The sequence below is a fragment of the Pseudoalteromonas sp. SM9913 genome, assembly GCF_000184065.1.
Taxonomy (GTDB): domain Bacteria; phylum Pseudomonadota; class Gammaproteobacteria; order Enterobacterales; family Alteromonadaceae; genus Pseudoalteromonas; species Pseudoalteromonas tetraodonis.
In genome coordinates, this window is record NC_014803.1 from 2276261 (window position 1) to 2300389 (window position 24129).

General features: G+C 40.4%; 17 protein-coding genes and 4 tRNA genes. 4 read left to right on the forward strand and 17 right to left on the reverse strand.

Annotated elements, in window-relative coordinates; genetic code table 11:
* Positions 1 to 131 precede the first annotated feature (131 nt).
* From tig to PSM_RS10390, 5 genes are all read right to left on the reverse strand, one after another.
* Positions 132 to 1436, reverse strand: coding sequence for a trigger factor (gene tig / locus PSM_RS10370; RefSeq protein WP_013465451.1), 1305 nt, complete (start codon positions 1434 to 1436; stop codon positions 132 to 134).
* Positions 1437 to 1790: 354 nt separating this feature from the next.
* A tRNA-Pro gene (locus tag PSM_RS10375) sits at positions 1791 to 1867 on the reverse strand.
* Between the two features lie 17 nt (positions 1868 to 1884).
* Positions 1885 to 1960 (reverse strand) — tRNA-His (locus tag PSM_RS10380).
* A 24-nt stretch (positions 1961 to 1984) separates the two neighbouring features.
* Positions 1985 to 2061 (reverse strand) — tRNA-Arg (locus PSM_RS10385).
* A gap of 56 nt (positions 2062 to 2117) precedes the next feature.
* Positions 2118 to 2194: transfer RNA gene (locus tag PSM_RS10390), tRNA-Pro, on the reverse strand.
* A gap of 347 nt (positions 2195 to 2541) precedes the next feature.
* Here PSM_RS10390 and folD point away from each other — a divergent pair.
* A complete protein-coding gene (gene folD, locus PSM_RS10400) occupies positions 2542 to 3396 on the forward strand; it encodes a bifunctional methylenetetrahydrofolate dehydrogenase/methenyltetrahydrofolate cyclohydrolase FolD (RefSeq protein WP_013465452.1) in 855 nt (284 codons plus the stop codon).
* Positions 3397 to 3427: 31 nt separating this feature from the next.
* Here the strand turns inward: folD and PSM_RS10405 are convergent, their stop codons facing one another.
* Both PSM_RS10405 and cysS read right to left on the reverse strand, forming a co-directional pair.
* Entirely contained in the window at positions 3428 to 4324 is an 897-nt protein-coding gene (locus tag PSM_RS10405; protein ID WP_013465453.1) for a DMT family transporter, read from the reverse strand.
* A 188-nt stretch (positions 4325 to 4512) separates the two neighbouring features.
* The gene (gene cysS, locus PSM_RS10410) at positions 4513 to 5892 is read right to left on the reverse strand and encodes a cysteine--tRNA ligase (RefSeq protein WP_013465454.1); all 1380 of its coding nucleotides are present in this window, start codon (positions 5890 to 5892) and stop codon (positions 4513 to 4515) included.
* 144 nt (positions 5893 to 6036) lie between these two features.
* Between cysS and PSM_RS10415 the strand changes: the two genes are divergently transcribed.
* Together PSM_RS10415 and PSM_RS10420 are read left to right on the forward strand one after the other, a co-directional pair.
* Complete coding sequence (locus PSM_RS10415) at positions 6037 to 6528, forward strand: peptidylprolyl isomerase (RefSeq protein ID WP_013465455.1); 492 nt, start codon at positions 6037 to 6039, stop codon at positions 6526 to 6528.
* Positions 6529 to 6595: 67 nt separating this feature from the next.
* The gene (locus tag PSM_RS10420) at positions 6596 to 7330 is read left to right on the forward strand and encodes a UDP-2,3-diacylglucosamine diphosphatase (protein WP_013465456.1); all 735 of its coding nucleotides are present in this window, start codon (positions 6596 to 6598) and stop codon (positions 7328 to 7330) included.
* Positions 7331 to 7349: 19 nt separating this feature from the next.
* On the opposite strand, the gene PSM_RS10425 is transcribed toward PSM_RS10420, so the two are convergent.
* The 3 genes from PSM_RS10425 to miaE all read right to left on the reverse strand — a co-directional run bounded on the left by PSM_RS10425 (position 7350) and on the right by miaE (position 12474).
* Positions 7350 to 9287: a sensor histidine kinase gene (locus PSM_RS10425; protein ID WP_013465457.1), complete on the reverse strand. Its 1938-nt coding sequence runs from the start codon at positions 9285 to 9287 to the stop codon at positions 7350 to 7352.
* Positions 9280 to 11508 carry an EAL domain-containing response regulator gene (locus PSM_RS10430; protein WP_013465458.1) on the reverse strand — a complete coding sequence of 743 codons (2229 nt, stop codon included), beginning with the start codon at positions 11506 to 11508 and terminating at the stop codon, positions 9280 to 9282. The genes PSM_RS10425 and PSM_RS10430 overlap by 8 nt, the downstream gene beginning before the upstream one ends.
* A 195-nt stretch (positions 11509 to 11703) precedes the next feature.
* Positions 11704 to 12474: a tRNA isopentenyl-2-thiomethyl-A-37 hydroxylase MiaE gene (miaE, locus tag PSM_RS10435; RefSeq protein ID WP_013465460.1), complete on the reverse strand. Its 771-nt coding sequence runs from the start codon at positions 12472 to 12474 to the stop codon at positions 11704 to 11706.
* Positions 12475 to 12673: 199 nt separating this feature from the next.
* Here miaE and PSM_RS10440 point away from each other — a divergent pair, with 199 nt between their 5' ends.
* Positions 12674 to 13273, forward strand: coding sequence for a Yip1 family protein (locus PSM_RS10440; RefSeq protein ID WP_008111059.1), 600 nt, complete (start codon positions 12674 to 12676; stop codon positions 13271 to 13273).
* An 87-nt stretch (positions 13274 to 13360) separates the two neighbouring features.
* Here PSM_RS10440 and purF read toward each other — a convergent pair whose 3' ends face one another.
* The 7 genes from purF to PSM_RS10475 all read right to left on the reverse strand — a co-directional run bounded on the left by purF (position 13361) and on the right by PSM_RS10475 (position 24121).
* Positions 13361 to 14887, reverse strand: a complete 1527-nt coding sequence (gene purF, locus PSM_RS10445; protein WP_013465461.1) for an amidophosphoribosyltransferase — start codon at positions 14885 to 14887, stop codon at positions 13361 to 13363.
* Between the two features lie 18 nt (positions 14888 to 14905).
* Positions 14906 to 15400 (reverse strand): CvpA family protein, encoded by a 495-nt coding sequence (locus PSM_RS10450; protein WP_024601787.1) that lies wholly within the window; start codon positions 15398 to 15400, stop codon positions 14906 to 14908.
* 300 nt (positions 15401 to 15700) lie between these two features.
* Entirely contained in the window at positions 15701 to 16324 is a 624-nt protein-coding gene (locus PSM_RS10455) for an SPOR domain-containing protein (protein WP_013465463.1), read from the reverse strand.
* 11 nt (positions 16325 to 16335) lie between these two features.
* On the reverse strand, positions 16336 to 17601 hold the full coding sequence (gene folC, locus PSM_RS10460) for a bifunctional tetrahydrofolate synthase/dihydrofolate synthase (RefSeq protein ID WP_013465464.1): 1266 nt from the start codon (positions 17599 to 17601) through the stop codon (positions 16336 to 16338).
* A gap of 25 nt (positions 17602 to 17626) precedes the next feature.
* Entirely contained in the window at positions 17627 to 18502 is an 876-nt protein-coding gene (gene accD / locus PSM_RS10465; RefSeq protein ID WP_013465465.1) for an acetyl-CoA carboxylase, carboxyltransferase subunit beta, read from the reverse strand.
* Positions 18503 to 18678: 176 nt separating this feature from the next.
* Entirely contained in the window at positions 18679 to 19473 is a 795-nt protein-coding gene (truA, locus tag PSM_RS10470) for a tRNA pseudouridine(38-40) synthase TruA (RefSeq protein WP_013465466.1), read from the reverse strand.
* A 166-nt stretch (positions 19474 to 19639) separates the two neighbouring features.
* Positions 19640 to 24121 carry a FimV/HubP family polar landmark protein gene (locus tag PSM_RS10475; RefSeq protein WP_013465467.1) on the reverse strand — a complete coding sequence of 1494 codons (4482 nt, stop codon included), beginning with the start codon at positions 24119 to 24121 and terminating at the stop codon, positions 19640 to 19642.
* Positions 24122 to 24129: the final 8 nt, after the last annotated feature.

Here is a 24129-nt window from a genome sequence, read left to right on the forward strand (position 1 = left end):
TTATTCTAAGAAAAGCATAATGATCATTTTTAGCTAATTAAGAACCACAAACTAAAATGGCCCGGGCACACTGCATAAACAGAGTAACACGAGCCATTTAATCGTTAGCGAGCGCTTAAGTCAATGACTTATTATGCACCTTGCTGTGGATTCATGATGTCATCAAATGCTTTTTCAACATCAGTCACAGTTGCTTTAGCTAAAATAGCTTCAACAGCTTGCTCTTCCATTGCTACATTACGCATTTGCTGCATTAGTTGATCATTTGCTTTGTAGTATTCTACTACTTCAGTTGGATCTTCGTATGCAGAAGCTACAGTAGCAATCAATGCTTCAACTTTAGCGTCATCAACTTTGATGTCATTCGCTTTAATCACTTCACCTAATAATAGGCCAGTTTTAACACGTGTTACAGCTTGCTCGTGGAACAATTCAGCTGGAAGCTCTGGCATGTTTTGACCATTGCCACCAAAACGTTGAGCAGCTTGCTGACGTAGTGCGTCAACTTCTTGGTCGATTAATGCTTTAGGCACTTCAACTTCGTTTTGCTCTAAAAGACCTTTGATTGCTTGGTCTTTAACGTTAGCTTTAACCGCTTGGTCTAGCTCACGCGTCATGTTCTTTTTAACTTCTTCTTTAAGCGCGTCTACGCCGCCTTCGGTAACACCGAATTTAGTTGCAAACTCATCGCTTAATTCAGGTAATTCTTGCGCTTCAACTTTTTTCACTGTGATAGTGAATTGAGCCGCTTTACCTTTTAAGTTTTCAGCATGGTAATCTTCAGGGAAGTTTACATCAGCAACCACTTCTTCGCCTGCTTTTTTACCAACGATGTTATCTTCAAAACCCGGGATCATACGACCTTGACCAAGTTCTAATGGAAAGTCTTCAGCTTTGCCGCCTTCAAATTCTTCGCCGTTGATAGTACCAACGAAATCAACCGTTACACGGTCGTTTGCGCCAGCCGCTGCATCAACATCAGCCCAAGAAGCGTGTTGCTTACGAAGTGTTTCAAGCATGTTAGCTAAATCTTCGTCAGTAACTTCTACCGCTGGTTTTTCAACAGTAATTTTCTCTAAACCTTGAACTTCAACTTCAGGGTAAACTTCAAATGTTGCTGAGAATTCTAAATCTTTACCTGCTTCAAGTGCTTTAGGAGCAAATGTTGGTGCGCCTGCAGGGTTAATTTTTTCAGCAACAATTGCTTCAATGTAATTACGTTGCATTACTTCGCCAGCAACTTCTTGACGAACAGCTGGTCCGAAACGCTTGTTGATTACTGATACTGGAACTTTACCAGCACGGAAACCGTCGATACGCTGCGTTTTTGACAGTTGTTGTAAGCGTTTTTTTACTTCGGTCTCAACGTTCTCTGCAGGAACGGTGATGGTCAGACGGCGCTCAAGGCCTTGAGTCGTCTCAACAGAAACTTGCATGATTTACCTCAATATTCAATTTTGGCGACTGTTCGCCTTCCTTACAAACAAAGTAATCTATAGGCGTCTTGATAAAATTCAAGCTTTGGGGCTTAAAAAAATCCGTCGCTACCAGGAGATACCATTGCTGCTCTGCCCTTAGGGCACTATATTATTAAACAAATAGACGCGGCATTATAACCTAATATTTATGATAGTCGAGTGTAGGGGGCAATTATTTGGGGTAGATCAGGGTAGATAACGACTAAGCGAATAAAAAACAGACTAATTAAGTGAAAATACGATTAATAAAGAAAAAATTAAGGATGTTGTGTAATAAAAGTAGAATTTAGATGTGTTTTACTTAGGGGAAAATGGTCGGCGATGCAGGATTTGAACCTGCGACCCCTTGGACCCAAACCAAGTGCGCTACCAAACTGCGCTAATCGCCGATATTCTTTTTGTAAATTGGGGTGACTGATGGGGCTCGAACCCACGACAACCGGAATCACAATCCGGGGCTCTACCAACTGAGCTACAATCACCACGGCATTACAGTGTTTTCAAAATGGCGCACCCAGAAGGATTCGAACCTTCGACCGACGCCTTAGAAGGGCGTTGCTCTATCCAGCTGAGCTATGGGCGCATCGAAAACTTCATAGTTCACTAGTAAGTTAAATTGTTATGAATAAACATAAAAAATGGTCGGCGATGCAGGATTTGAACCTGCGACCCCTTGGACCCAAACCAAGTGCGCTACCAAACTGCGCTAATCGCCGATACTTACTATTGTCTGCGAGTGTCCTCGTTGACAACGGGGTGCATAATAGTGATTTGACTGGGTTAGGTCAAACGTTTTTTTAAGAAAACAAATCAATTGCTCATTTTTAGTTCATAATGGTCAAATATTACGATACAGGGATAAAATTTAAACTCTTTTTTATAATTCGAGCGCTTATACTTTAAAAGCAACTTGGCGCTTAACCGCTTTTCTGCGAAAATAGTCGCCATATTAAAAAATGAGTAAGATAAAGGTGTTTTCTTTATCGGCATTTTAACCCCTATATATGCATTCGTTTTTTAAATGTATCGGTATCAAGTTAATTAACCTAATTAAAGGTCACCCATGACGGCAAACATCATTGATGGTAAAGCAGTAGCAAAACAAGTACGTAGCGCAGTGGCTGAACGAGTTTCAGAACGTGTTGCACAAAACCTTAGAGCCCCAGGATTAGCTGTGGTACTTGTTGGACAAGATCCAGCAAGCCAAGTTTACGTTGGTTCAAAACGTAAAGCCTGTGAAGAGGTTGGTTTTATTTCTAAGTCATTCGACTTACCAGCAGACACCACAGAGCAAGCGCTATTAGCATTAATTGATGAGTTGAATGTTGATGGTGAAATTGATGGTATTTTAGTGCAGCTCCCTTTACCAGAGGGCTTAGATGCAGAAAAAATTCTTGAGCGTATTACTCCACACAAAGACGTTGATGGTTTTCACCCTTATAATATTGGCCGATTAGCACAGCGTATGCCTGCTCTTCGTCCATGTACACCTAAGGGTATTATTACTTTACTAGATTCAACCGGCGTACGTTACAAAGGCATGCATGCTGTGGTTGTTGGTGCCTCTAATATTGTGGGTCGACCTATGTCACTTGAGCTGTTACTCGCCGGATGTACCACCACTGTTTGCCATAAGTTTACCCAAGATTTAGAAACGCATGTACGCCGTGCTGACTTACTGGTTGTAGCAGTGGGTAAACCTGAATTTATTCCTGGCGATTGGATAAAAGACGGCGCCATTGTTATTGATGTAGGTATTAACCGTTTAGACAACGGTAAATTAGTGGGTGATGTAGAGTACGCCGTCGCAGAGCAAAAAGCTGACTTTATTACCCCTGTACCAGGCGGTGTGGGCCCAATGACGGTTGCCAGCTTAATTGAAAATACGCTAGAAGCGTGTGAAAAATATCACAGCTAATAAACAAAAAATAAAGTAATGAAGAGCCCGCTTAATTGCGGGCTTTTTGTATCATCATTCTTCGTTTTATTAAGTCCAAGCCTTGTGGCAATACCGAAAATACGATCATTAATAACATAATCGCGTACTGCCAACTTTCATATTGTTCGTTAATCAATAACCCTGCACATAAAATGCCGGCAATTGGGTTAGCTATAGTGCCAAAAGTAAATTCAACCACTGTCATTCGCCCTAATAACCAAACATACAAAATATAGGCTAAAGCAGTGTTAGGCACCACCAGCCAAAATAGCGCCAGCCATTGGGTTGTATTTATTGATGCAGTTAAAAATTGATACTGCTGGGGAGCAAAATAAAAAGCCTGTATTGCAGCAGCAATCGCTAGCAAACTGCCACCAATGATTAATTGCCACGTTAATACTGTCCACCAGTGCACTTTAGCGGTCACTTTTTTTACCAGCGTACTGCCTATAACAATAGTCAATAGCGCCCCTATCAGTGCCACTACTCCCAATAAATTAAGTGCAATATGTTGTGGGTCAAATAAGCGCCATGCTAAAACTAATAAAGCAAGGGCACAAAATCCTTGCACTAACGCTGGCTGTTGCCGTTTAACAAGCCAGGCATACAATAATGCCACTACCGGTACAGACACCATACCGACACCTGCAATCGCAGCAGGTAAATTAATCGCCATTACAAAAATAAAACTAAAAAACAACGCAATATTGATTGCGCCTATTAGAAAAATGCCTGGCCACTGTTTAGCCGTTGGCCAAGAAGGTTTAAATAACAACAATAATAAACCAGCAGGGAGTGCGCGTATGGCTCCTAGCAAGATTGGCGGCCACTCTGGGGTTGCGTATTTAGTTACCGCATAAGTCGTTCCCCATAAAAAAGCTGGGATCATGGCAAGTAAAATATTCATTAATTTTCCATTTTTAAATTGATGAATGCGAGTTTAAAACCTCAACTATAATTGAGGTCAACAATATCAATTTTATTAAAAGCATAATCAATCTAATGCAATTGATATAACCAAAAAAGGGTTACCCTATGGCAACCCTTTTTTTGTGTTCAGCGCGTTATGGCTAAATCCGCAAAGCTCAACAAACCCTAAGCTTTACGCCACGTTGTTTTTCCCGCTGAATCTTCAAGTACTACACCTAACGCATTTAGAGCATCGCGAGCTTCATCTGCTGCAGCCCAATTTTTACTGGCACGTGCGTCATTACGTTTTACAATCAGTGCCTCAATTTCAGCCACTTCATCGTCGTTTTGACCGCCTTGTAAAAATGCCTCTGGTGCTTGTTGAGCAATACCAAGTATTTCACCTAAGCTACGTAGAATAAAGGCTAAATGTCCTGCTTTTTCGCTATCACTGTCTTTTACACGATTTAGCTCTTTAGCAACTTCAAACACAACCGGTAATGCTTCTGGCGAATTAAAGTCATCATTCATGGCTTTTCTAAACTTAGCCACATACTCATTACCCTCAAGCTCACATTCAACTGGCTCAACGCCACGTAATGCGGTGTAAATACGCTCAAGAGACGAACGTGCTTGGTCTAAGTTTTCTTGAGAGTAATTGAGCTGACTGCGGTAATGACCTGATATTAAAAAGTAACGAACCGACTCTGCGTCATATTGTTTTAATACCTCACGAACGGTAAAAAAGTTATCTAACGATTTAGACATCTTCTCTTTGTTCACTTGTACCATACCGGTGTGGATCCAAGTATTTACATACTGGCCATTATTTGCACAGCACGATTGCGCGATTTCGTTTTCGTGGTGCGGGAACTGTAGGTCTGAACCACCACCATGAATATCAAAATGCTCACCTAAATGCTTAGAGCTCATTGCTGAACATTCTATGTGCCAACCAGGGCGACCCTCACCCCAAGGTGATGACCACGACGGCTCCCCTGCTTTGGCTTTTTTCCATAAAACAAAATCAAGAGGATCGTCTTTATCTTGAGCTACTTCAACACGCGAACCTGATTGCAACATGGTTAAATCTTGTTGCGAAAGAGCTCCGTATTGCTCAAAGGTAGAAACATCAAATAAAACGTCGCCATCGGCTGCAACATAAGCGTGGCCTTTGGCAATCAAACGCTCAACCATAGCAATAATTTCATCCATGTGGCCGGTTACGGTTGGCTCTATATCAGGACGTAGCATATTTAAACTGTCAAAGTCTTCATGCATGGCTTTAGTCATACGCACGGTTAAGTCGTTAATCGCCTCACCGTTTTCATTTGCGCGCTTGATAATTTTATCATCAACATCGGTAATATTACGTACATACTTTAAATCGTAACCTAAGTGGCGAAGGTAGCGAACAATTACATCAAAACCCACAAATGTGCGTGCATGGCCAATGTGACAGTAATCATAAATGGTGATACCACACACATACATGTCGATTTTTCCATCGACCATAGGTTTAAACTCTTCTTTTTGGCGTGTCAGTGTGTTGTATATTTGTACCATTTAGTTGCTTTCCTTCACGATTAACAGAAAAGCTATGTTACCACTTGCTAAGCATGGGCTCTAGCGGTTTATCAAAGCTCTTTGTTAATCTGGGTCAACTACGATAAAATAGCGTCAATATTCAAACCAGCTATAGGAAATCTCATGGTTGTTCTACACACAAATTTTGGTGATATCACCATTAAAATGCACGAAAGCGAAGCTCCAAATACAGTAAAAAACTTTTTAGAGTATGCAAACTCAGGTTTTTATAACGGCACTATTTTTCATCGTGTAATTGATGGTTTTATGGTTCAAGGCGGTGGTTTTGCACCGGGTATGGAACAAAAAGAAGTAAACGACCCAATTGAAAATGAAGCGAACAACGGCCTATCTAACAAAGTAGGTACATTAGCAATGGCACGCACGCCTGATCCACACTCGGCTACAGCGCAATTTTTCATTAACGTGAATAACAACGACTTTTTAAACCACAGCAGTGAAACATCACAGGGCTGGGGTTACTGTGTGTTTGCTGAAGTAGTAGAAGGCATGGACGTAGTAAATAAAATCAAAGGTGTTGCTACAGGCAGCAATGGCTTCCACCAAGATGTACCACTTGAAGATGTGGTAATTGAAAGTGTAACTGTCAGCTAAGACCGCATTATTCTTCAAAGAATACATAAAGCGGGTATTCACCCGCTTTTATCTAAATGGAATCACCATGACTCGCCAAACCTACTTTATCGCCGATTTACATTTGAGTGAAAATCGCCCTGATATTACAGCGGCATTTTTTAAATTTTTACACGCCCATATTACTCCTCAAAAAGTAGACGCCCTATATATTTTAGGTGATTTTTTTGAAGTGTGGGTTGGTGACGATTATGTTAGCGAACTCTCAGCGGCAGTGGCAGAACAGCTAAAAGCGGTTAATAACTTAGGTATTCCTATTTATTTTGTACACGGTAATCGCGACTTTATCATGCGAGAACAGTACGCCAATATGGCAGGAATGACCTTACTGAATGAGCAAACAGTGATCGACCTCTACGGCACTCCTACTGTCATTTTGCACGGTGATGAAATGTGTACCCAGGATGTTGAGTACCAAAAGTTTCGTCGAAAGAGCCGTGGTTGGTGGTGGCCTAAACTTATGCTTGCTATGCCATTGTGGTATCGTAAAAAAATAGCGCGTGATGCACGTGAAAAAAGTAAACTTAGCCAAGCAGACAAACCTATAGAAATACTGGATGTAGTGCAAAGCGCAGTACTCGAAACCTTCGCCAAACATAACGTGGCTAATATGATCCACGGCCATACTCACCGCCCTGATGTACATACCTATGAAGTTAATAACCAAACGCTTACTCGCACAGTATTGGGCGATTGGTATACTCAAGGTTCGTATTTAGTGGTTACCCCTGATTCTCAAGAGTTAGTTTCGACCCCCTTGTAGGGTTTTTAGCCTTTATTGACTAACCGTAATGAGACTTTGCTTTTAAGTCAGGTAAAGTAATAATAAATTGCGTTTTAAAATAGGTATCGCTTTGTGGTTCTGAATGAAGTTTGATGTCCCCTTTTAAAATCTGGGTTACCCATTGATAAACCATATATAAACCTAAACCCGTGTTACCTTTACCTCTAGCTGTAGTATAAAAGGGTTCAAATATATCTGCCTTTATCTCACCATCAACACCTTTGCCATTATCTGACACGCTCAGCCTCACCCTATGATTAGTCGCTTGTTCGACTTTTATTTCTATTACCCCTTCCTGCTTTTCATCAAAAGCATGGTTTAGCGCATTAACCACTAAGTTTTCGACAACCTGAGAAATAATACCTGGCAAGCTAATCATCTGTTTATTAAGTAAAAAAACAGTTTTCACTTTTATTGGCGAGTTTTTTAACCTGGAGTTTAATGACAATAATAGCTCTTCAATAATTTTTTCAATATCACATGCTATAAATTCATCATTATGGCGATCAATCGCCATTTTTTTAAAACTTTTTACTAATACGGCGGTTTTATTTAAATTAATTTTAGCCAGCGCTAGGTTCTCTCCAATACTTGTTGTAGTACATTCTAACGTTGATTTAGTCAGCCCCTGTTTCATCGCTTCATTTAATTTATTCAATGCCATATCTGCATTTGAAACAGAAATAACGGCTCCACCGATAGGCGTATTCATTTCATGAGCAACACCTGCCACGAGCAACCCTAATGAGGATAGTTTTTGCGCTTCAATTAACCCTTCTTGCAGTTGCTGCTGCTGCTTAATTGTGGCATCAAGCTCACGGTTAACGATATCTAGTTCTATCTTTTCAATATGTAATTTATGTGACAGGGCTAATAGCTGATTTTGAAACTTATACTCACGATAAATAAAACCAAAGCTAATTAAACATAGTAATCCACTGCAAATTAACGCTAACCGTAAGGCCGCATTTCGTACAGTTATTAACAATTCATTGGGGCTACTTATAAGAATAATTAATTCTTTGTCAGCATTGCTAATTCTACCTTTGTTCTCGCGCAACGAAAAAATAGAAAAACGGCGGTAGGTATAAAGACTATGGTTAAAAAAGTGCGAACCATATTCTACATTGCCATCAATAATTTGCTGCCAAAGCTCTGGTTTTTTTAAAGCGAGTGTTTGCTCATTTTTACCATACATAAACCCCCACTCTAATTCAGCATCAGTATTTAATAACCAAAAGCCATCGTGGTTTAAAATGCTAATTAAAGTGCTCTCTTGGTTGTAACTTTTAATCTGATCAAACAAATAATCTAAGTTAAAGTTTACCACTAGCAAACCATCTAATAGGTAATTTTCTTTATCCGTACGATAGGTTACACGGATTGTTGGTTGATGAGGCATTACAATTTGGTTGCGTTCGATATTTAAATCTATTTCTGTGGCAAAAATGTCAGGCGCACTGACCTGCATCCCTTTTTGAAAGTAGTAACGGGTTTGCTTATTTTGCAACTCATCAGGCGATACAATTTCGCCAATACCATTGGCTGCGTTAATGCGGTATTGCTCTTGGCCTTGTGTATCTAGCCAGCGAATTTGCGCGATATTAGTAGAGATAGCAGCAAAATTTAAAAAATAGTTATTTATTTCATCTCTTCTTTGCTTTGATTGTATAGGCTTGTTTGGTGTGTCGCTTTTTAAAATCGGCCCTTGGGCCAGGATACGCGTAAGCTTTTTAATACTACTGAGCTCTTTAGAAAAATCTCCACTGATAAGGACTAACTTTTCATCTTGCTTAGCTTTTATGGTGTTTATTTTTTCTTGATATGTTTGTTCGTATATAAGCCAGCCAATAAATAAAGTGATAAATAAACTGAACGAAGACTTTAATAACACACTTTTTTTTGAGCCGACCGGCAAGCTGTTAAGGCTATTCATTCTTACTCACTTCAAACTGTTTTAGCCACACAATTAAATCTTTTAAAAATAATGGTTTAGAAAAGTAGTATCCTTGAGCAGTTTCGCACCCCTGCTGATGTAACCACTGAGCCTCAAATTCATTCTCAACACCTTCAGCAATTACCGAGAAGTTAAACTGATTCGCTAAAGATAATATCATCTTAATCATGTACTGATTGTTGTCATTAAATTCAAGATCACTAACAAAGTAGCGATCTATTTTTATCGACGTAGACGGTATTTCATTAATGTGAGCTAACGACGAGTAACCAGTGCCAAAGTCATCAATGCTGACTTTCATACCTAAGGCGATAAACCGTTCAAGTGCTTCTTTAATTAAGTTATAGTTACTTATGGCTTGCGTTTCTGTCACCTCTAGCTCAAGCATAGAAGGCAGAATGTTGTACTCTTCAATTTTAGTTTTTATTTGCTCAAAGTAACTAGGTTCAACTAAATCATAAGAGGATGCATTAAATGCAACGGGTAAGTTGCAGCCTTGCTCTTTAAGTTGATTAATAGTCTCTAGTATTTTTTCGAAAATTACATGGTCTAGTTCATTAATTAATCCGGCTGTTTCAGCTAACTCTATAAATTCATCAGGGCGTACAAAGCTGCCATCAGCTCTTTGCCACCTAGCGAGCGCTTCAAAACCTGCTGGTTTCAAGGTTGATAAGCTGATTTTGGGTTGTAACGCCACCTGTAAACTTTTATTACCTATAGCCGTTCTGAGCTCAGCCATCAGCTCATAACGACGAGTAATTTGATCTGTTTTTTCCTCGGTATGCTGAATATACTTAGTTTGGTTTAGCTGCGAAGAGTTCAGGCTCGACTCTGCAAGACTGATTACTTTTTCAGGTGTTAAGTTTAAAGCTACATTTAATTTTAATTCTAAAATACGGACATCAATGTATTGCTTAACTTGTTCAATTTCGAATTTTTGTTTATTTTGAAAGTAACTAACTGCATCTGAGATATCAAAGTCAACGCTCACTAACATGCCAAACGCTTTGTTACTAATCAATGCTATGCGGGGGTCATACCTAGTAAAGCTATCAACAATACTCTGGTAAACTAACTTCATTAATTTATTACAAAATTCATGACCAAAGGTGAATGCTTTTTCGTCAAACTGATAAATATCAAAAATGACCAATCGCGTTTTTAGCCGCTCCTGCGCATTCATGTTCTTTATTTCACGGGTTAGCCAGTTACGGTTTTGCAAGTTAAGTGACACATCGGTATAAGCAAGCTCGGTTAAGCGATTTAATAACGAAATATTAGCAAATCCTGTGCTCACATTTTCACTAAATACTTTAAGTAAATATTCGTTTTGCTCACTAATTGGGTTGTCTGATTTGACGATAGTTATGTAATCAGCGCCCTGCTGATCTGGCGTTTCGAAAAAAAACACACTGTGGTGCTTTGAAAAAATATGACGACGCTCTCTAATCGCTTGTTTAAAGTCTTGCAGCATTTCTGCAGGCAGATTAGGTCCCACAGGTTGCCCTTTAATGCCACTAAAGCAACCATGGGTTGAGAGTATTAAACATTCAGAGCTAGGGTCTGAATTACTCGAACAAAAAATACCACCACCTTCGGTTATTTTTAAAATGTTGCTAATTTCTTTAAGCACAGCATAAGAGAAAGAGGCCATATCGTGCTTACCGTTAATACTTCTAGATGCATCAAGCACCAACTGTAAACCTTGCTTGGCTGACCTAATTTGTGAGATATACTCCCAAGTGCGCACGTTGCTATTAACAATTGATTGCAGCTTCTCGGCAGATAGGTCTGATTTATTCCAGTATTCATCGATATCGAGCATTTTCATGATATCGCTCTCTGGTGCAAAACCAGGTTGCCCTGTTAAGAGCACAATACGCATTTCTGCGTTACCGATGACCTCTCGAATAGTATTCACTAAACGCAGACCTGAGTCATCCTCCTCCATCACCACATCTATAAAAATAAGTGCAATATCAGGGTGCATGCTCAACGCCAAAGCCGCCTCTGGTACCGAATTTGCTGTTAACAACTCATATTTATAACCATCTTTGGCTTTTAGCTCTTTTAAGCTGTTAACTAACGCGTTTTGATAATCAAGATCATCCTCAACGGTTAATATTTTCCAAGTTTTCAGATCTGTATCTGCTGGTTCTTCTTCAGCTGCAAATACAAATAATCCCTCTTTATCTTGCATACATTCTCACCCAATAATAAATAAGGTATGGCCCTTTTATTAAAATGAATTACAAAGCAATATAGACCGTTGATAACTCAAAATTCGACTTGCTTAAATATTAGGAGAGAGTTTTGGAAGTGTCTAATTTAAAAATAATTTTGATACTAAAGTATGTGCTACAACAACATAACCCATTTGTAGCACTCAAGTATACTAAGCACTTTTACTTAACGGTGTTCCACTGTGAAACTTAAAGTCTTCGTCATCAGATAAAATTAACTGTGCTTCTATTTCAGCAAATTCTTTTACCCGCTCGGTAATATCAAAATCAGCAATGTCTTGAGCAAGGGTTAAATAATCTTGGTAATGACGTGCCTCAGAGCGCAGCAATGAAATATAAAAATCCCCTAAGCGTTTATCTACATGGGGTGCAAGCTTGGCAAAGCGTTCACACGAGCGAGCTTCTATGTAAGCACCTACAATAAGCTTATCAACTAAGGCATTAGGCTCAAACGTTTTAACATTGCGTAGCATGCCTTTGGCATAACGACATGGCGTTATACTTTTATATTCAACACCGTATTCATCCATAATCTCGAGCACTTGATAGAAATGATGCAGCTCTTCTTTTATCAGCATTACCATTTTATCAATTAAATCTTGGCCATAAGGCGAGTCAGATTTAGGGATAATGGATTTAGTGAGTTTATTTTTAGCCGCTAAATCACGCCAATTTCCCTCACGTTTATAAATAAGCGTTTCAAACGGTTTAAGCCATTCAAGCAGTGCATCACTGCTCTCTTTATCTACCGCATACTTACGAATTAAAAACATGGCACTTTGCGCCGCTTTTAATTCACATATTAAGTGATCAATTAATATGATGGGTAAGTTTTCTTTTTTGATTGCTTGTTCAACCCACTCATCGGGAGTACTGCATAATAAAAAATTGTTAATTGGCTCTAAAAGCTGGCTATGTGGCACGCTGACTACTCATTGCTAAAAATTGCGATTATGGCATTTTAACATGAAATATTACGCTGAATAAAATAAACACTCGTCCTTATTGCAAGCATGTGGATAACTTGACTTTGTATACTTACTGAACCATAACTAAATGGACTGTATAAAAACAAACCAATTATAACCAAACAGTAATATATCCTTTTATGGAGAGCACGCAATGATACTAAATCACCTATGGGGTTTATACGCCCATCCACTCGAAGAATGGCAAACAATTGATAACCGTCACGAAAGCTTAACCTATAGCTTATCGCACATTTTGCTTATCGCTTTATTTCCCTCTGCAATGGGGTACTACTCATCGGTTTACTTAGGCTGGAGTATAGGTACAGGTAATCCAGTATTTTTAACCCATGAAAGCGCACTGATGATTGGCGCAGCCATGTATGTCGCTTTAATTGGCGGTGTATTTGCACTGGCCTATTTAGCCCATTGGATGGCGGTTACTTTTGGTGCTAAACCGACTTTTACCCAAACAATTGAGCTGGCAGCTTATACCGCTACACCGGTGTTTATGTCGGCATTGGCCGCTTTTTGGCCTGAGCTGTGGTTTGTGGTGTGTGTTGGATTAGTTGCACTCGCCTACTCAGTTTATTTACTGTACACCGGCGTGCCAATTTTGATGCACATTCCGCAAGAGCGCGGCTTTATTTATGCAAGCTCTGTTGTTACCTGTGGATTAATTTTACTGGTTATTATATTAGCACTTACCGCTATGCTATGGACCAACGGTATTATCAGCCCCATGTTTACTTAAATATTCCTTTTCTATAGACGCAAAAAAGGAGCTGTTAAGCTCCTTTTTTTATTAGCCTTAAAATACTATCAGGCTAACATTACATTATTAATCAGATTCGTTTTCATCTTGATTATGTATTTCTAAACCAGATGACATTGCGTTTTCACGGATGCTTTTAGCTGAATCGTTGCGCAGCTTATCTATACGGTTTAAGTAATCTTGATCAATGTCGCCAGTAATGTATTGTCCGTCAAACACTGATGTTTCAAACTTAGTGATCTCTGGGTTTTCTTGGCTAACGGCAGCAATTAAATCGCTTAACGATTGAAAGATTAAACCATCAGAGCTAATGCTTTGGTTAATATCTTCTACTTCACGGCCGTGTGCAATAAGTTCTGCCGCAGATGGCATATCTATACCGTATACATTTGGAAAGCGTATTTCAGGTGCTGCTGATGCAAAGTAAACATTTTTAGCGCCTGACTCGCGTGCCATCTCTACAATTTGTGCTGAGGTGGTACCACGTACAATTGAGTCATCAACAAGTAGGACATTTTTACCTTTAAACTCACGGTCAATCGCATTGAGTTTTTGGCGAACTGATTTTTTACGAAGCTCTTGGCCAGGCATAATAAACGTACGACCAATATAACGATTTTTAACAAAGCCTTGGCGATACGGTAAGTCAAGCACGCGTGCCATTTCTAATGCAATATCACACGAGGTTTCAGGAATAGGAATAACCACATCAATGTCTTTGTCTGCCCATTCACGCGCTACTTTTTCACCTAACTTAGTCCCCATATTTACACGCGCTGCATACACTGACATGCGGTCAATGGTTGAATCCGGTCGTGCAAAATAAACAAATTCAAAAATACACGGTGAGTAAGACACTTTATCTGCACAGCTTAAAGAGTGAAACTCTCCATTTTCAGTGACATAAATAGCTTCGCCTGGGGCAACGTCACGAACAAATTCAAAACCGTCAGGCTTTAATGCTACACTTTCTGAGGCAAACATGTATTCAGTGCCGTTTGCTGATTCACGTTTACCAAACACCAATGGACGAATACCGTTTGGATCGCGAAACGCCACAATACCATGACCGATAATCATGGCGATAGTGGCATAACCGCCACTTACTTTATTGTTAACTTCAGTAACCGCGGTGAAAATATCTTCAGGGTCTAATTTTAGTTTGTCTGATTTACTTAGCTCATGCGCCATGATGTTAAGTAAAATTTCAGAATCAGAGGTCGTATTAACATGGCGACGTGCCTCTGAAAATAACTGCTCTTTTAACGACTCGGCATTGGTTAAGTTACCATTATGCGCAAGCGCTATACCAAATGGAGAGTTTACATAAAACGGCTGAGCCTCTGACGAACTTGAAGAACCCGCTGTTGGGTAACGCACATGGCCAATGCCAATATTGCCTTGCAAACGTTTCATATGACGAGTGTGAAATACATCTTTCACTAGGCCATTTGCTTTGCGCAAGCTAAATGTATTGTTCTCAATAGTTATGATACCCGCAGCATCTTGGCCACGGTGTTGCAAAACGGTTAAGCCATCATAAATCGCCTGATTAACTGGCGATGTTCCGACTATTCCAACGATACCACACATGTAATTTATCCTCGCCGATTAACGGTTTACTGAATTTAAAAAGCTCGAGTTGTTTTCTAGGTACGAAAAGAACCATTCAACTACAAAGCCAAATTCTGGAATCAAAATAGAGTTGCCCCACCAATGCGTACTTGGCGCACCAGTAAAAGCATCAAGAAAGAAGAGTAACGCGCTCACGACCAACACGCCTCGAAGAGCACCAAACACCACACCAAAAACACGGTCTGTGCCGGATAATCCGGTTCGCTGTACAAGCTCACCTAAAATATAGTTTAGTAAACCGCCTAACAATAGCGTCGCAAAGAATAATATGGCAATGGCCGCCGCATTTCTTAAAAGGGGTTCAGAAATGGATGTTAGGAAGGAAGCTAAATATTGATAAAATAAGCTGGAGATGATGAAAGCCCCTGCCCATACCGCTAATGACATAGCTTCTTTAACAAAGCCGCGTATTAAACCGATGATGGTAGAGAGTGCAATAATGCCAAGAATGGCGTAATCAACCCAGATCATAAGAACCAATTAGTCGCTAATTTTGGGCGCATTCTATACCTAAACCTCCTTGTGATGCAAGTTTAAGCGTGAGATTACAGGTGAGTAAACACGCACCATTTTTAGATTAAAAATAGCGCAGTCTCACCGTTATAAAAACAACAAACATTTTGTTTATAGCGCATCTATTTTGCTATTTTTGTGTGGGCATTGATAAGTAAAGGTAGCGAGCTAAAAATGCGATAAAGGTCTATTTAAACGTATAAAATAAGACGAGGTAAGTGTGTAATATCTCGCGATAAACACACTTCCTTATTGAATTTATTTGGTCACTTCAAATTGGGTGACTTTACCGTTGAGTTTGGTTAACTCTTTAAGTGCAGGAAGTTGAGATTGCAGTTCTTGTTTATTCAGTGATGGTCCGACAAAAACTTTCGTTAACGTCCCATTTGGCGTTTTAACTGGTTTAGTAAAAGTTTTAAACCCTTTAGCCTTGAGCTTAGCTTGCAGCGCTTTTACATTGGCTGCATGTGAAAAACTACCTAACTGAATAACATACGCCATGCTAGTTAAGTTTTCGTTAGCTGGGCGCGTAGGTTCTTGAATTGCAGCCGTACTGCTTTGGTTTGTATCAGGTATTACCGCTTCAACCATTGCAGGCTGGTCGGTAATGTCTGTTTGAGCAGCACTGTTTTGCTGTTCAAATGCGGCATCATCAGGCTGAATATCTTCAACTTCATCCTCTTTTAAAGGCTGTGCATTTGCCACTTTTTGATCGATTGATTCTTGCAAATCAATGGTCTTGAACTCAGAGCGTTCTGGAATCGCTTTAAAGCCTTCTTTGTAGTGCACTTTTTCACCATCGAGTATATTGGGAATAAACACAATTGCTGCGATCACCACAATACTTGTTCCGACTAAGCGATTAATAAAACCTGAGTTCACCGACATCCTCTCTATTTTTTAAAGTAATGAATAGCGCCAGCCACGGTAAAAAATGAACCAAATACAATTAATAGTGTGTTACTTGGCTGGTTTGGCAAGATAGCATCCAATGCTGCCTCTACGCTATTATAACCCTGTTTAAAATAACTATTAGGAATGCTTAGAAGTGCCTGATGTAAATTAGCAGCGCTATCGCCGCGGGGGCCCTCTAAGCTCGCAAACGACCATTCATCTACTACATCACTAACTTCTTTAAGCACACCAACCTTATCTTTATCAGCAAGCATAGCGGCTAATGCATGAATTTTAAAGCCTTTATCTTTATAGCTTGCTAATTTAGTCGCTAAATAGCGAGCTGATTCAGGGTTATGTGCCACATCGGTATACACTAATGGCTCTGCACTTAGTTGTTGAAAACGTCCCTCAACGACTAAGCTCGCTAAACACTGAGTAATCACCTCATCGCTCGGTAATAAGTTTAATACCGATAGAGCGGTTAATGCCGTGGCTACATTTTGACAAGGAATTGCTGGTTTAGGTAACTCAAGATTATGCTCTTTAAATTGCCAACTAAAACTCTGCGCGTGCTCTTTAAAAATAAAGTCGCTGCCAGATAACACCATATTAGCGTTAATTTCTTTACCATAATCGGTCATTGTATGCGGAATATTTAAGTCCCCAATAATTGCAGGAGTACTCTCTCGAAAAATACCCGCTTTGTCATAAGCAACTAATTCACGCGTGTCACCTAAGTATTCTTTATGATCTAAGTCGATGGTGGTGATGATGCTGGCATAGGGGGTAACAATATTGGTCGCGTCAAAACGCCCGCCTAAACCTACCTCTAACAGCACGTAATCAACCTCTAAACGCTTGAATATTGCTAACGCGCCTAAGGTGCCATATTCAAAATATGTCAGTGGGGTGTCACCACGACCTTGTTCTAATAAATTAAACGCATCGACATGGTATTGATCGTCAAGCTCTGCGCCATCAACGCGTACGCGCTCATTGTAACGAATTAAATGCGGAGAAGCATACGTACCAACACGATAACCTTGGGCTAATAACAGTGACTCTAAACAACGTGCTGTTGTGCCTTTGCCATTGGTGCCTGCAATAAGAATGATTTTACTTGAGGAGGTTAAAAGCCCAATGTTGTTAGCAACACGAGCAACGCGTTCTAAACCCATTTCTATATTAGCAGGGTGAACACTCTCTAAATAACAAAGCCAATCATCAAGGCTTGATGATTGGCTAGGAATTGTTTTTGTCATAGCATGTAATCAGTAAAGCTGAAATTTACGCTACTCTATGCTCTTGTTCCGTAGAAGGCAAGTTCATAAATTTTGCTAAGATACGTGCTAGCGTATCGCGCATTTCTCGACGGTCTATAATCATGTCGATTGCGCCATGTTCTAACAAGAATTCACTGCGTTGGAAACCCTCTGGTAGCGTTTCGCGAACAGTTTGTTCAATAACACGCGGACCGGCAAAACCAATCAAAGCTTTAGGCTCTGCAACATTAATATCACCAAGCATTGCCAATGATGCTGATACACCACCCATTGTTGGATCTGTCATTACAGAAATAAACGGTAGGCCTTTTTCAGTCATTTTAGCCAGTGCCGCACTGGTTTTAGCCATTTGCATAAGTGACATAAGGGCTTCTTGCATACGAGCACCGCCCGATGCAGAAAAACAAATCAGCGGCATATTATGCTCTAAACATTGGTCAACCGCGTCAACAAAACGAGCACCCACTACCGATGCCATTGAGCCACCCATAAATGAGAATTCAAATGCAACAGCAGCAACCGGAATGCCTTTTAGGTTCCCTTTCATTGCGACAAGCGCGTCTTTTTCACCGCTTGACTTTTGAGCTGCATTGATACGATCTGAGTATTTTTTTGAGTCTCTAAATTTAAGCACATCTTTAGGTTCGTGTTGGGCACCTAACTCGTGACGATCGCCTTCATCTAAAAACTGTTCAAGACGTTTACGACCACTAACACGCATATGATGATCGCATTTAGGGCATACGTTCAGTGATTTTTCTAATTCTGCTTTATATAAAATTGAATCACATGACGTACATTTAGCCCATACACCTTCTGGAATTTCTTTACGACCTGAAGATTTAGTCGTTTTTGGTAAGATTTTTTCTAGCCAACTCATTTGCAACTCTCTTAATGCTGTTCTGTGTCGCGAGTCTACATGTTAACCATGCAAACAAATTTTTCCAATTAAAACATGAATTACGCTGTCACGGTATAAAAAACTGGTCTTAGTAGTTAGCAATACGAATAACAGCGTATAAATTTAGCCTGAAAATATACACATCTCGTTACTTATCAAATATCACTATCGGCTAAAAACAATGGTCCTAGCGGCGTTCTAGGGATATTAAAATGTTCTGGATAATCAACATCCACTAAATATAAACCTGCTGCTTTTGCTGTAGCGCTCGCTTTAGCTCGCTCTTTAACATCTAGCAGCTCTTTTAACCAAATTGGTTCATGTTTATGTAAGCCAATATCCATTAAACAACCCGTAATATTACGTACCATATGGTGTAAAAACGCATTGGCTTTAATATCAATAATGACATAAGCACCTTGGCGCTGTACCGATAAATGATGAATCGTTCGCGTTGCCGTATTAGCTTGGCAGTGCAGCGCTCTAAACGAGGTAAAGTCATGCTCACCTAGTAAATATTGACACGCCTGCTGCATTTTCACTTCATCTAGTGGGTGATGAAAATGTGTAACACCTTCATTTAATACCGCACCACGAAACGCATAATTGTAAATAACATAACGATAACGACGAGCAGTTGCACTAAAGCGGGCATGAAAGTCTTCTGCCACAGGTTGTGCAAAACGAATAGCAATATCTTTGGGTAATAAGGTGTTCATACCTAATGTAAAGGCCACCATTTCACGCTCAGCATGTGTATCAAAATGCACTACTTGTCCAGTGCCATGTACACCGGCATCGGTACGCCCTGCACATACAATTTCAACTGGATGATTACAAATGCGCGACAACGCTTTTTCTACTTCTTGTTGTACACTATTTACGTGTGATTGACGCTGCCAACCACTGTAACGTGCGCCATTGTATTCTACTCCAAGTGCTACTCGCATAATTACTGCTTTACCTACTGTGCTAATCGACGCTGCATTTTATGCTATATGGCGTCTCAATAAAAGCAGCGAACTAAGGTTCCTAACTATGCAATACAAAAAACCCGCTATTAGCATCACTAATAACGGGTTTTCATATCAACCATACCTTACAGGAGCTTGGTTATTAATTTTTAAGTTTAGCCTTTAAGCTTTGCGCTTCTTCTTGCACATCATCCGGGCCATTATTAATGATCTCATCCAGGATTTTAACTGCTGAGTCTGCATCATCAATCTCAATATAGGCATGTGCAAGATCAAGCTTAGCTGAGTAACCCCCGCTTTGGGTATCAACATCCATAGGGTTATCACCAGCCAGAAGTGAATCATACTCACCTAAACCAACATCCATATCGACGTCTGTGTAAGGTTCGTGATCTAAATCAGCTTCATCACTTTGCTTTAACAATGCATCAATATCAACAAAGTCATCCTGCGCTAATGGCTCAGTAACCTCAGGTTGCTCAATAGGCTCTTGCAACGAGGATGCGCTTTCGTCAGCTAAGTCTTCACTTAGTAAGCTATTAAAATCAACATCAAACTCACTGCTGTCACTTAAATCAACATTTTCAGGTTCTGCCAGTTCATTAAGCAAGGCATCAAAATCAGTTTGTGTTAAATCAGCCATGAACTCATCGTCAAGCTCATCATCTGAAATCATGTCTGATTCTGGCGATACTGGGCTTTGCGTTAAATCAGCTTCACGGTCAGCGTTCGTTTGCTCGTCAGTAAACTCTGATGATTCAGCTAAAACATCAAGTTGTTCATCATCAAACTCATCGTCTGTGCTAACGCTTTGCTCATCTGTAATTTGTTCAGTCAGCTTTTCAGGCTCTGAAGCTTCATTATCTAGACCTTGCGCAGTGTTTGACTCTGAAAACTCATTGTCTAGTAATAATTCATCATCAAAATCGTCTTCTAAGCTATCGAGATCATTGCCTGCGGATAGTGCATTAGCGAGATCTTGCTCTGCTTGACTTGGTGACATGCCCGTTGCATCACCGTCTAAATTATCACCTTGTAGCTCTTCTGGTGTTAGTAATTGATGCTCTTCATCAGATAAAGGCAACTCATCATCAAGCTCTAACTCAGGATACTCTTCAAGCTCTTCACTCGGTGTAACTATTTCTGGCTCGTATAGCTCATCGTCATCTGTCGATAAATCATTGTTTTGGATATCACCAGCAAGCGGATCATCACCTAAATCAATTTCATCTTCATCAAGCTCATCGTTTAAATCGTCGAGTGACCAATCAGGAACGTGTTCACCTTCATCGCTTGTTTGCTCAAGTTCACTTAAAAGATCATCAACGCTTTTAAAGTTTTCACCGTCGTACTCGTCGAGCGCATCTTCTGGGTCGAGTAAGGTTGAAGACGTATCGGTAAAGTCATCTTCTGATTCAACGTCAAACTCAGGATCTTGTTCAAGCTCTGGTTCTACTTCAAGCTCTGGCTCTACTTCAAGTTCAGGCTCTGCTTGAAGCTCAGGCTCTGCTTCAAGCTCAGGCTCTGCTTCAAGCTCAGGCTCTGCTTCAATTTCAGGCTCTACTTCAAGCTCAGGCTCTGCTTCAAGTTCAGGCTCTACTTCAAGTTCAGGCTCTGCTTCAAGCTCAGGCTCTGCTTCAAGCTCAGGTTCAGTTTCAAGTTCTGGCTCTACTTCAAGCTCAGTTTCTACTTCAAGCTCAGGCTCTGCTTCAAGTTCAGGCTCTGCTTCAAGCTCAGGCTCTGCTTCAAGCTCAGGTTCTACTTCAAGTTCAGGCTCAACTTCAAGTTCAGGCTCTGCTTCAAGTTCAGGCTCTGCTTCAAGTTCTGGCTCTGCTTCAAGTTCTGTCTCAGCTTCAATTTCTGGCTCAGCTTCTACTTCAAATTCAGATTCTACTTTAAGTTCATCATCTACACCATCAACTGACCAATCTGGTGTTTCTACATAGTCGTCGGTAGGTTGTTCTAACTCACTTAACAGATCATCAATACTTTCAAGGTTTTCATCGTTAAATTCATCTAAGGCATCCTCTTGATCGAGTAATGTAGAAGATGTATCGGTGAAATCACCTTCAGATCCAACGTCAAACTCAGGCTCAGGTTCAAGTTCTGCTTGAAGCTCCGGCTCAACTTCAAGCTCTGGTTCTGCTTCAAGCTCAGGCTCTGCTTCAAGCTCAGGCTCTGCTTCAAGCTCAGGCTCTGCTTCAAGTTCAGGTTCTACTTCAAGTTCAGGTTCAGCTTCAAGCTCTGGTTCTACTTCAAGTTCAGGCTCTGCTTCAAGCTCTGGTTCTACTTCAAGTTCAGGTTCTTCTTCAAGCTCCGGCTCAGCTGCAACTTCTGGCTCAGCTGCAACTTCTGGCTCAGCTTCAAGTTCTGGTTCTACTTCAAGTTCAGGCTCTACTTCAAGCTCAGGTTCTACTTCAAGTTCAGGTTCAGCTTCAAGCTCTGGTTCTACTTCAAGCTCCGGCTCAGCTTCAACTTCTGGCTCAGCAAAAGATGAAGCGATAGATTCTACATCTTCACTATTTAACTCTTCTTGCGCGTCAGTTAAATCTTCAATTGAGTCCGCCAATGCATGATCTATTTCAGAATCATGAACATCACTTTCAGGTTGCTCCGCATCCAGTACATCGTCAATATCTACTTCGTCTTCATCAACTAGGCTGTCGATGTCTGGCTCTTTACTTTGAGCTTCAGTAGCCGATTGTTCTGCATCAAGTAAATCGTCAATATTAACTTCGTCATCTTCATCTACTAAGCTGTCAATATCCGCGTCTTCACTCTCTGCAGCAGCGGGTTGCTCTGCATCAAGCAAGTCATCAATGTCAATCTCGTCATCTTCATCAACTAAGCTGTCAATATCAGTTTCTTCACTCTCTGCAGCAGCGGGTTGCTCTGCATCAAGCAAGTCATCAATGTCAATCTCGTCATCTTCATCAACTAAGCTGTCAATATCCGCGTCTTCACTCTCTGCAGCAGCGGGTTGCTCTGCATCAAGCAAGTCATCAATGTCAATCTCGTCATCTTCTTCAACTAAGCTGTCAATATTAGTTTCTTCACTCTGTGCAGTAGCGGGTTGCTCTGCATCGAGTAAATCGTCAATATCAAATTCGTCATCTTCATCAACTAAGCTGTCAATATCGGTTTCTTCACTCTGTGCAGTAGCGGGTTGCTCTGCATCGAGTAAATCGTCAATATCAAATTCGTCATCGTCTGCTGATGTGTCAGTTGCCTGCTCATTATTTTCATCGAGTAAATCATCAATGTCGAAGTCTTCGCCCTCTTCGGCGAGCTCTTCACTGAGTGCAGCCATATCATCATTCGATTCACCTTGGGGTTCATCTGGTAATGAATCGTCATCTTCTTCATCAAACAGGCTATCTAAATCATCCGCACTTAAAATATCATCCGATTCGTCAAGATTAATTGTATCGCCCGTGTCATCTTCATCAGGGCTATCAAAATCTTGTTGCATGAAAACATCAAGTTCATCGCCCTCAGTATTTTCATCTTCAAAAACAACATCATCATTAAGTAAGCTTTCTAACTCATCTTGATCTAATAAACTGTCATCATCGAGATCATCATTAAACTCCACATCATCATCAAGTAATACGTCATCCATGTTCTCATCTAACTGCACACTTAAATCATCAAGTGGATCGGGAGCAGGCGCTTCGTCAAGCGTGGGTTCTGGCATTTCATCTAGAGGGTCAGTATAAGCAGGCGCTTGTGGTATAAATTCATCATCGTTACTCTCAGGCTCTTGGTTATTACCACGCTTACGCAGCCACATAACTACAGCAAAAATAATCAACAACGCTGGAATGGTCATTAATAAAATGAGTACCAAAGGATTCGAGAGTAATGCAGCAAAGCTAAATTCATTCTCTTGCTCTGCATCTTTTAATTTTTGCTGTGCAATGATCTCGTTTTGCTTAACGATTAATTCTTTTAACTGTTGTTGAATTTCACTATCTTGGCCTAGTTGTAAACGAACGTTTTCTAACTCGTTTGAAATACCTGTCAGCTGTTTTTTAAGGTTGTTGTTTTCAACTAAAATCTCTTCTACGTTACTAACCGAACTTTTAAACTGCTGCTGAAGCTCAACTAATTTATTACCTTGATCTGTTTTAATCGCTTTTAATTCTTGTTGTAATTCTTTTTTGGCTTCATCAACGTCTGCTTTGCGGGCTTGGGTTACTTGTGTTTGTGCTGAATTGATCTCTGCTTGAGTGAGTGTGCCATTTTTCTTTTTTTCCCACAGTTCATCGTCTTGCTCAGAACGTTGCTTAGCTAATTGCGGGTTTACTCGTCTAATTTCTGCCAAAGTAGGTATTTTTAAATACGAACCACTTTGCATGTGATTTAAGTTTTGTTCTAAAAATGAGTTGGGGTTTTTGTTATACAAGGCCTGCATAACTTGATAAATGCTGACTGAGTTATCTGGGCGAACTTTAACGGCAATACGCCAAAGTGTATCGGTTGGTTTTATTGGCCCAATAGAGCGACCCTGCGCGCCGTAATCTGCGCCTTTAGGCCCTCTTAATTGGGTACTGTCTTGAGAGTAAACAGTCGTTACCATCAGTGCAGACGCTAATATAATAAGTGAAACGAAACCGCGCATGCTGATCC

Coding starts and splice junctions, on each gene's coding strand:
- folD (WP_013465452.1), top strand. CDS start 2,542: ATGACGGCAAACATCATTGATGGTAAAGCAGTAGCAAAACAAGTACGT.
- folC (WP_013465464.1), bottom strand. CDS start 17,601: ATGACAAAAACAATTCCTAGCCAATCATCAAGCCTTGATGATTGGCTT.
- PSM_RS10425 (WP_013465457.1), bottom strand. CDS start 9,287: ATGAATAGCCTTAACAGCTTGCCGGTCGGCTCAAAAAAAAGTGTGTTA.
- PSM_RS10430 (WP_013465458.1), bottom strand. CDS start 11,508: ATGCAAGATAAAGAGGGATTATTTGTATTTGCAGCTGAAGAAGAACCA.
- purF (WP_013465461.1), bottom strand. CDS start 14,887: ATGTGTGGTATCGTTGGAATAGTCGGAACATCGCCAGTTAATCAGGCG.
- PSM_RS10420 (WP_013465456.1), top strand. CDS start 6,596: ATGACTCGCCAAACCTACTTTATCGCCGATTTACATTTGAGTGAAAAT.
- accD (WP_013465465.1), bottom strand. CDS start 18,502: ATGAGTTGGCTAGAAAAAATCTTACCAAAAACGACTAAATCTTCAGGT.
- PSM_RS10475 (WP_013465467.1), bottom strand. CDS start 24,121: ATGCGCGGTTTCGTTTCACTTATTATATTAGCGTCTGCACTGATGGTA.
- PSM_RS10440 (WP_008111059.1), top strand. CDS start 12,674: ATGATACTAAATCACCTATGGGGTTTATACGCCCATCCACTCGAAGAA.
- cysS (WP_013465454.1), bottom strand. CDS start 5,892: ATGGTACAAATATACAACACACTGACACGCCAAAAAGAAGAGTTTAAA.
- PSM_RS10405 (WP_013465453.1), bottom strand. CDS start 4,324: ATGAATATTTTACTTGCCATGATCCCAGCTTTTTTATGGGGAACGACT.
- truA (WP_013465466.1), bottom strand. CDS start 19,473: ATGCGAGTAGCACTTGGAGTAGAATACAATGGCGCACGTTACAGTGGT.
- PSM_RS10415 (WP_013465455.1), top strand. CDS start 6,037: ATGGTTGTTCTACACACAAATTTTGGTGATATCACCATTAAAATGCAC.
- PSM_RS10450 (WP_024601787.1), bottom strand. CDS start 15,400: ATGATCTGGGTTGATTACGCCATTCTTGGCATTATTGCACTCTCTACC.
- tig (WP_013465451.1), bottom strand. CDS start 1,436: ATGCAAGTTTCTGTTGAGACGACTCAAGGCCTTGAGCGCCGTCTGACC.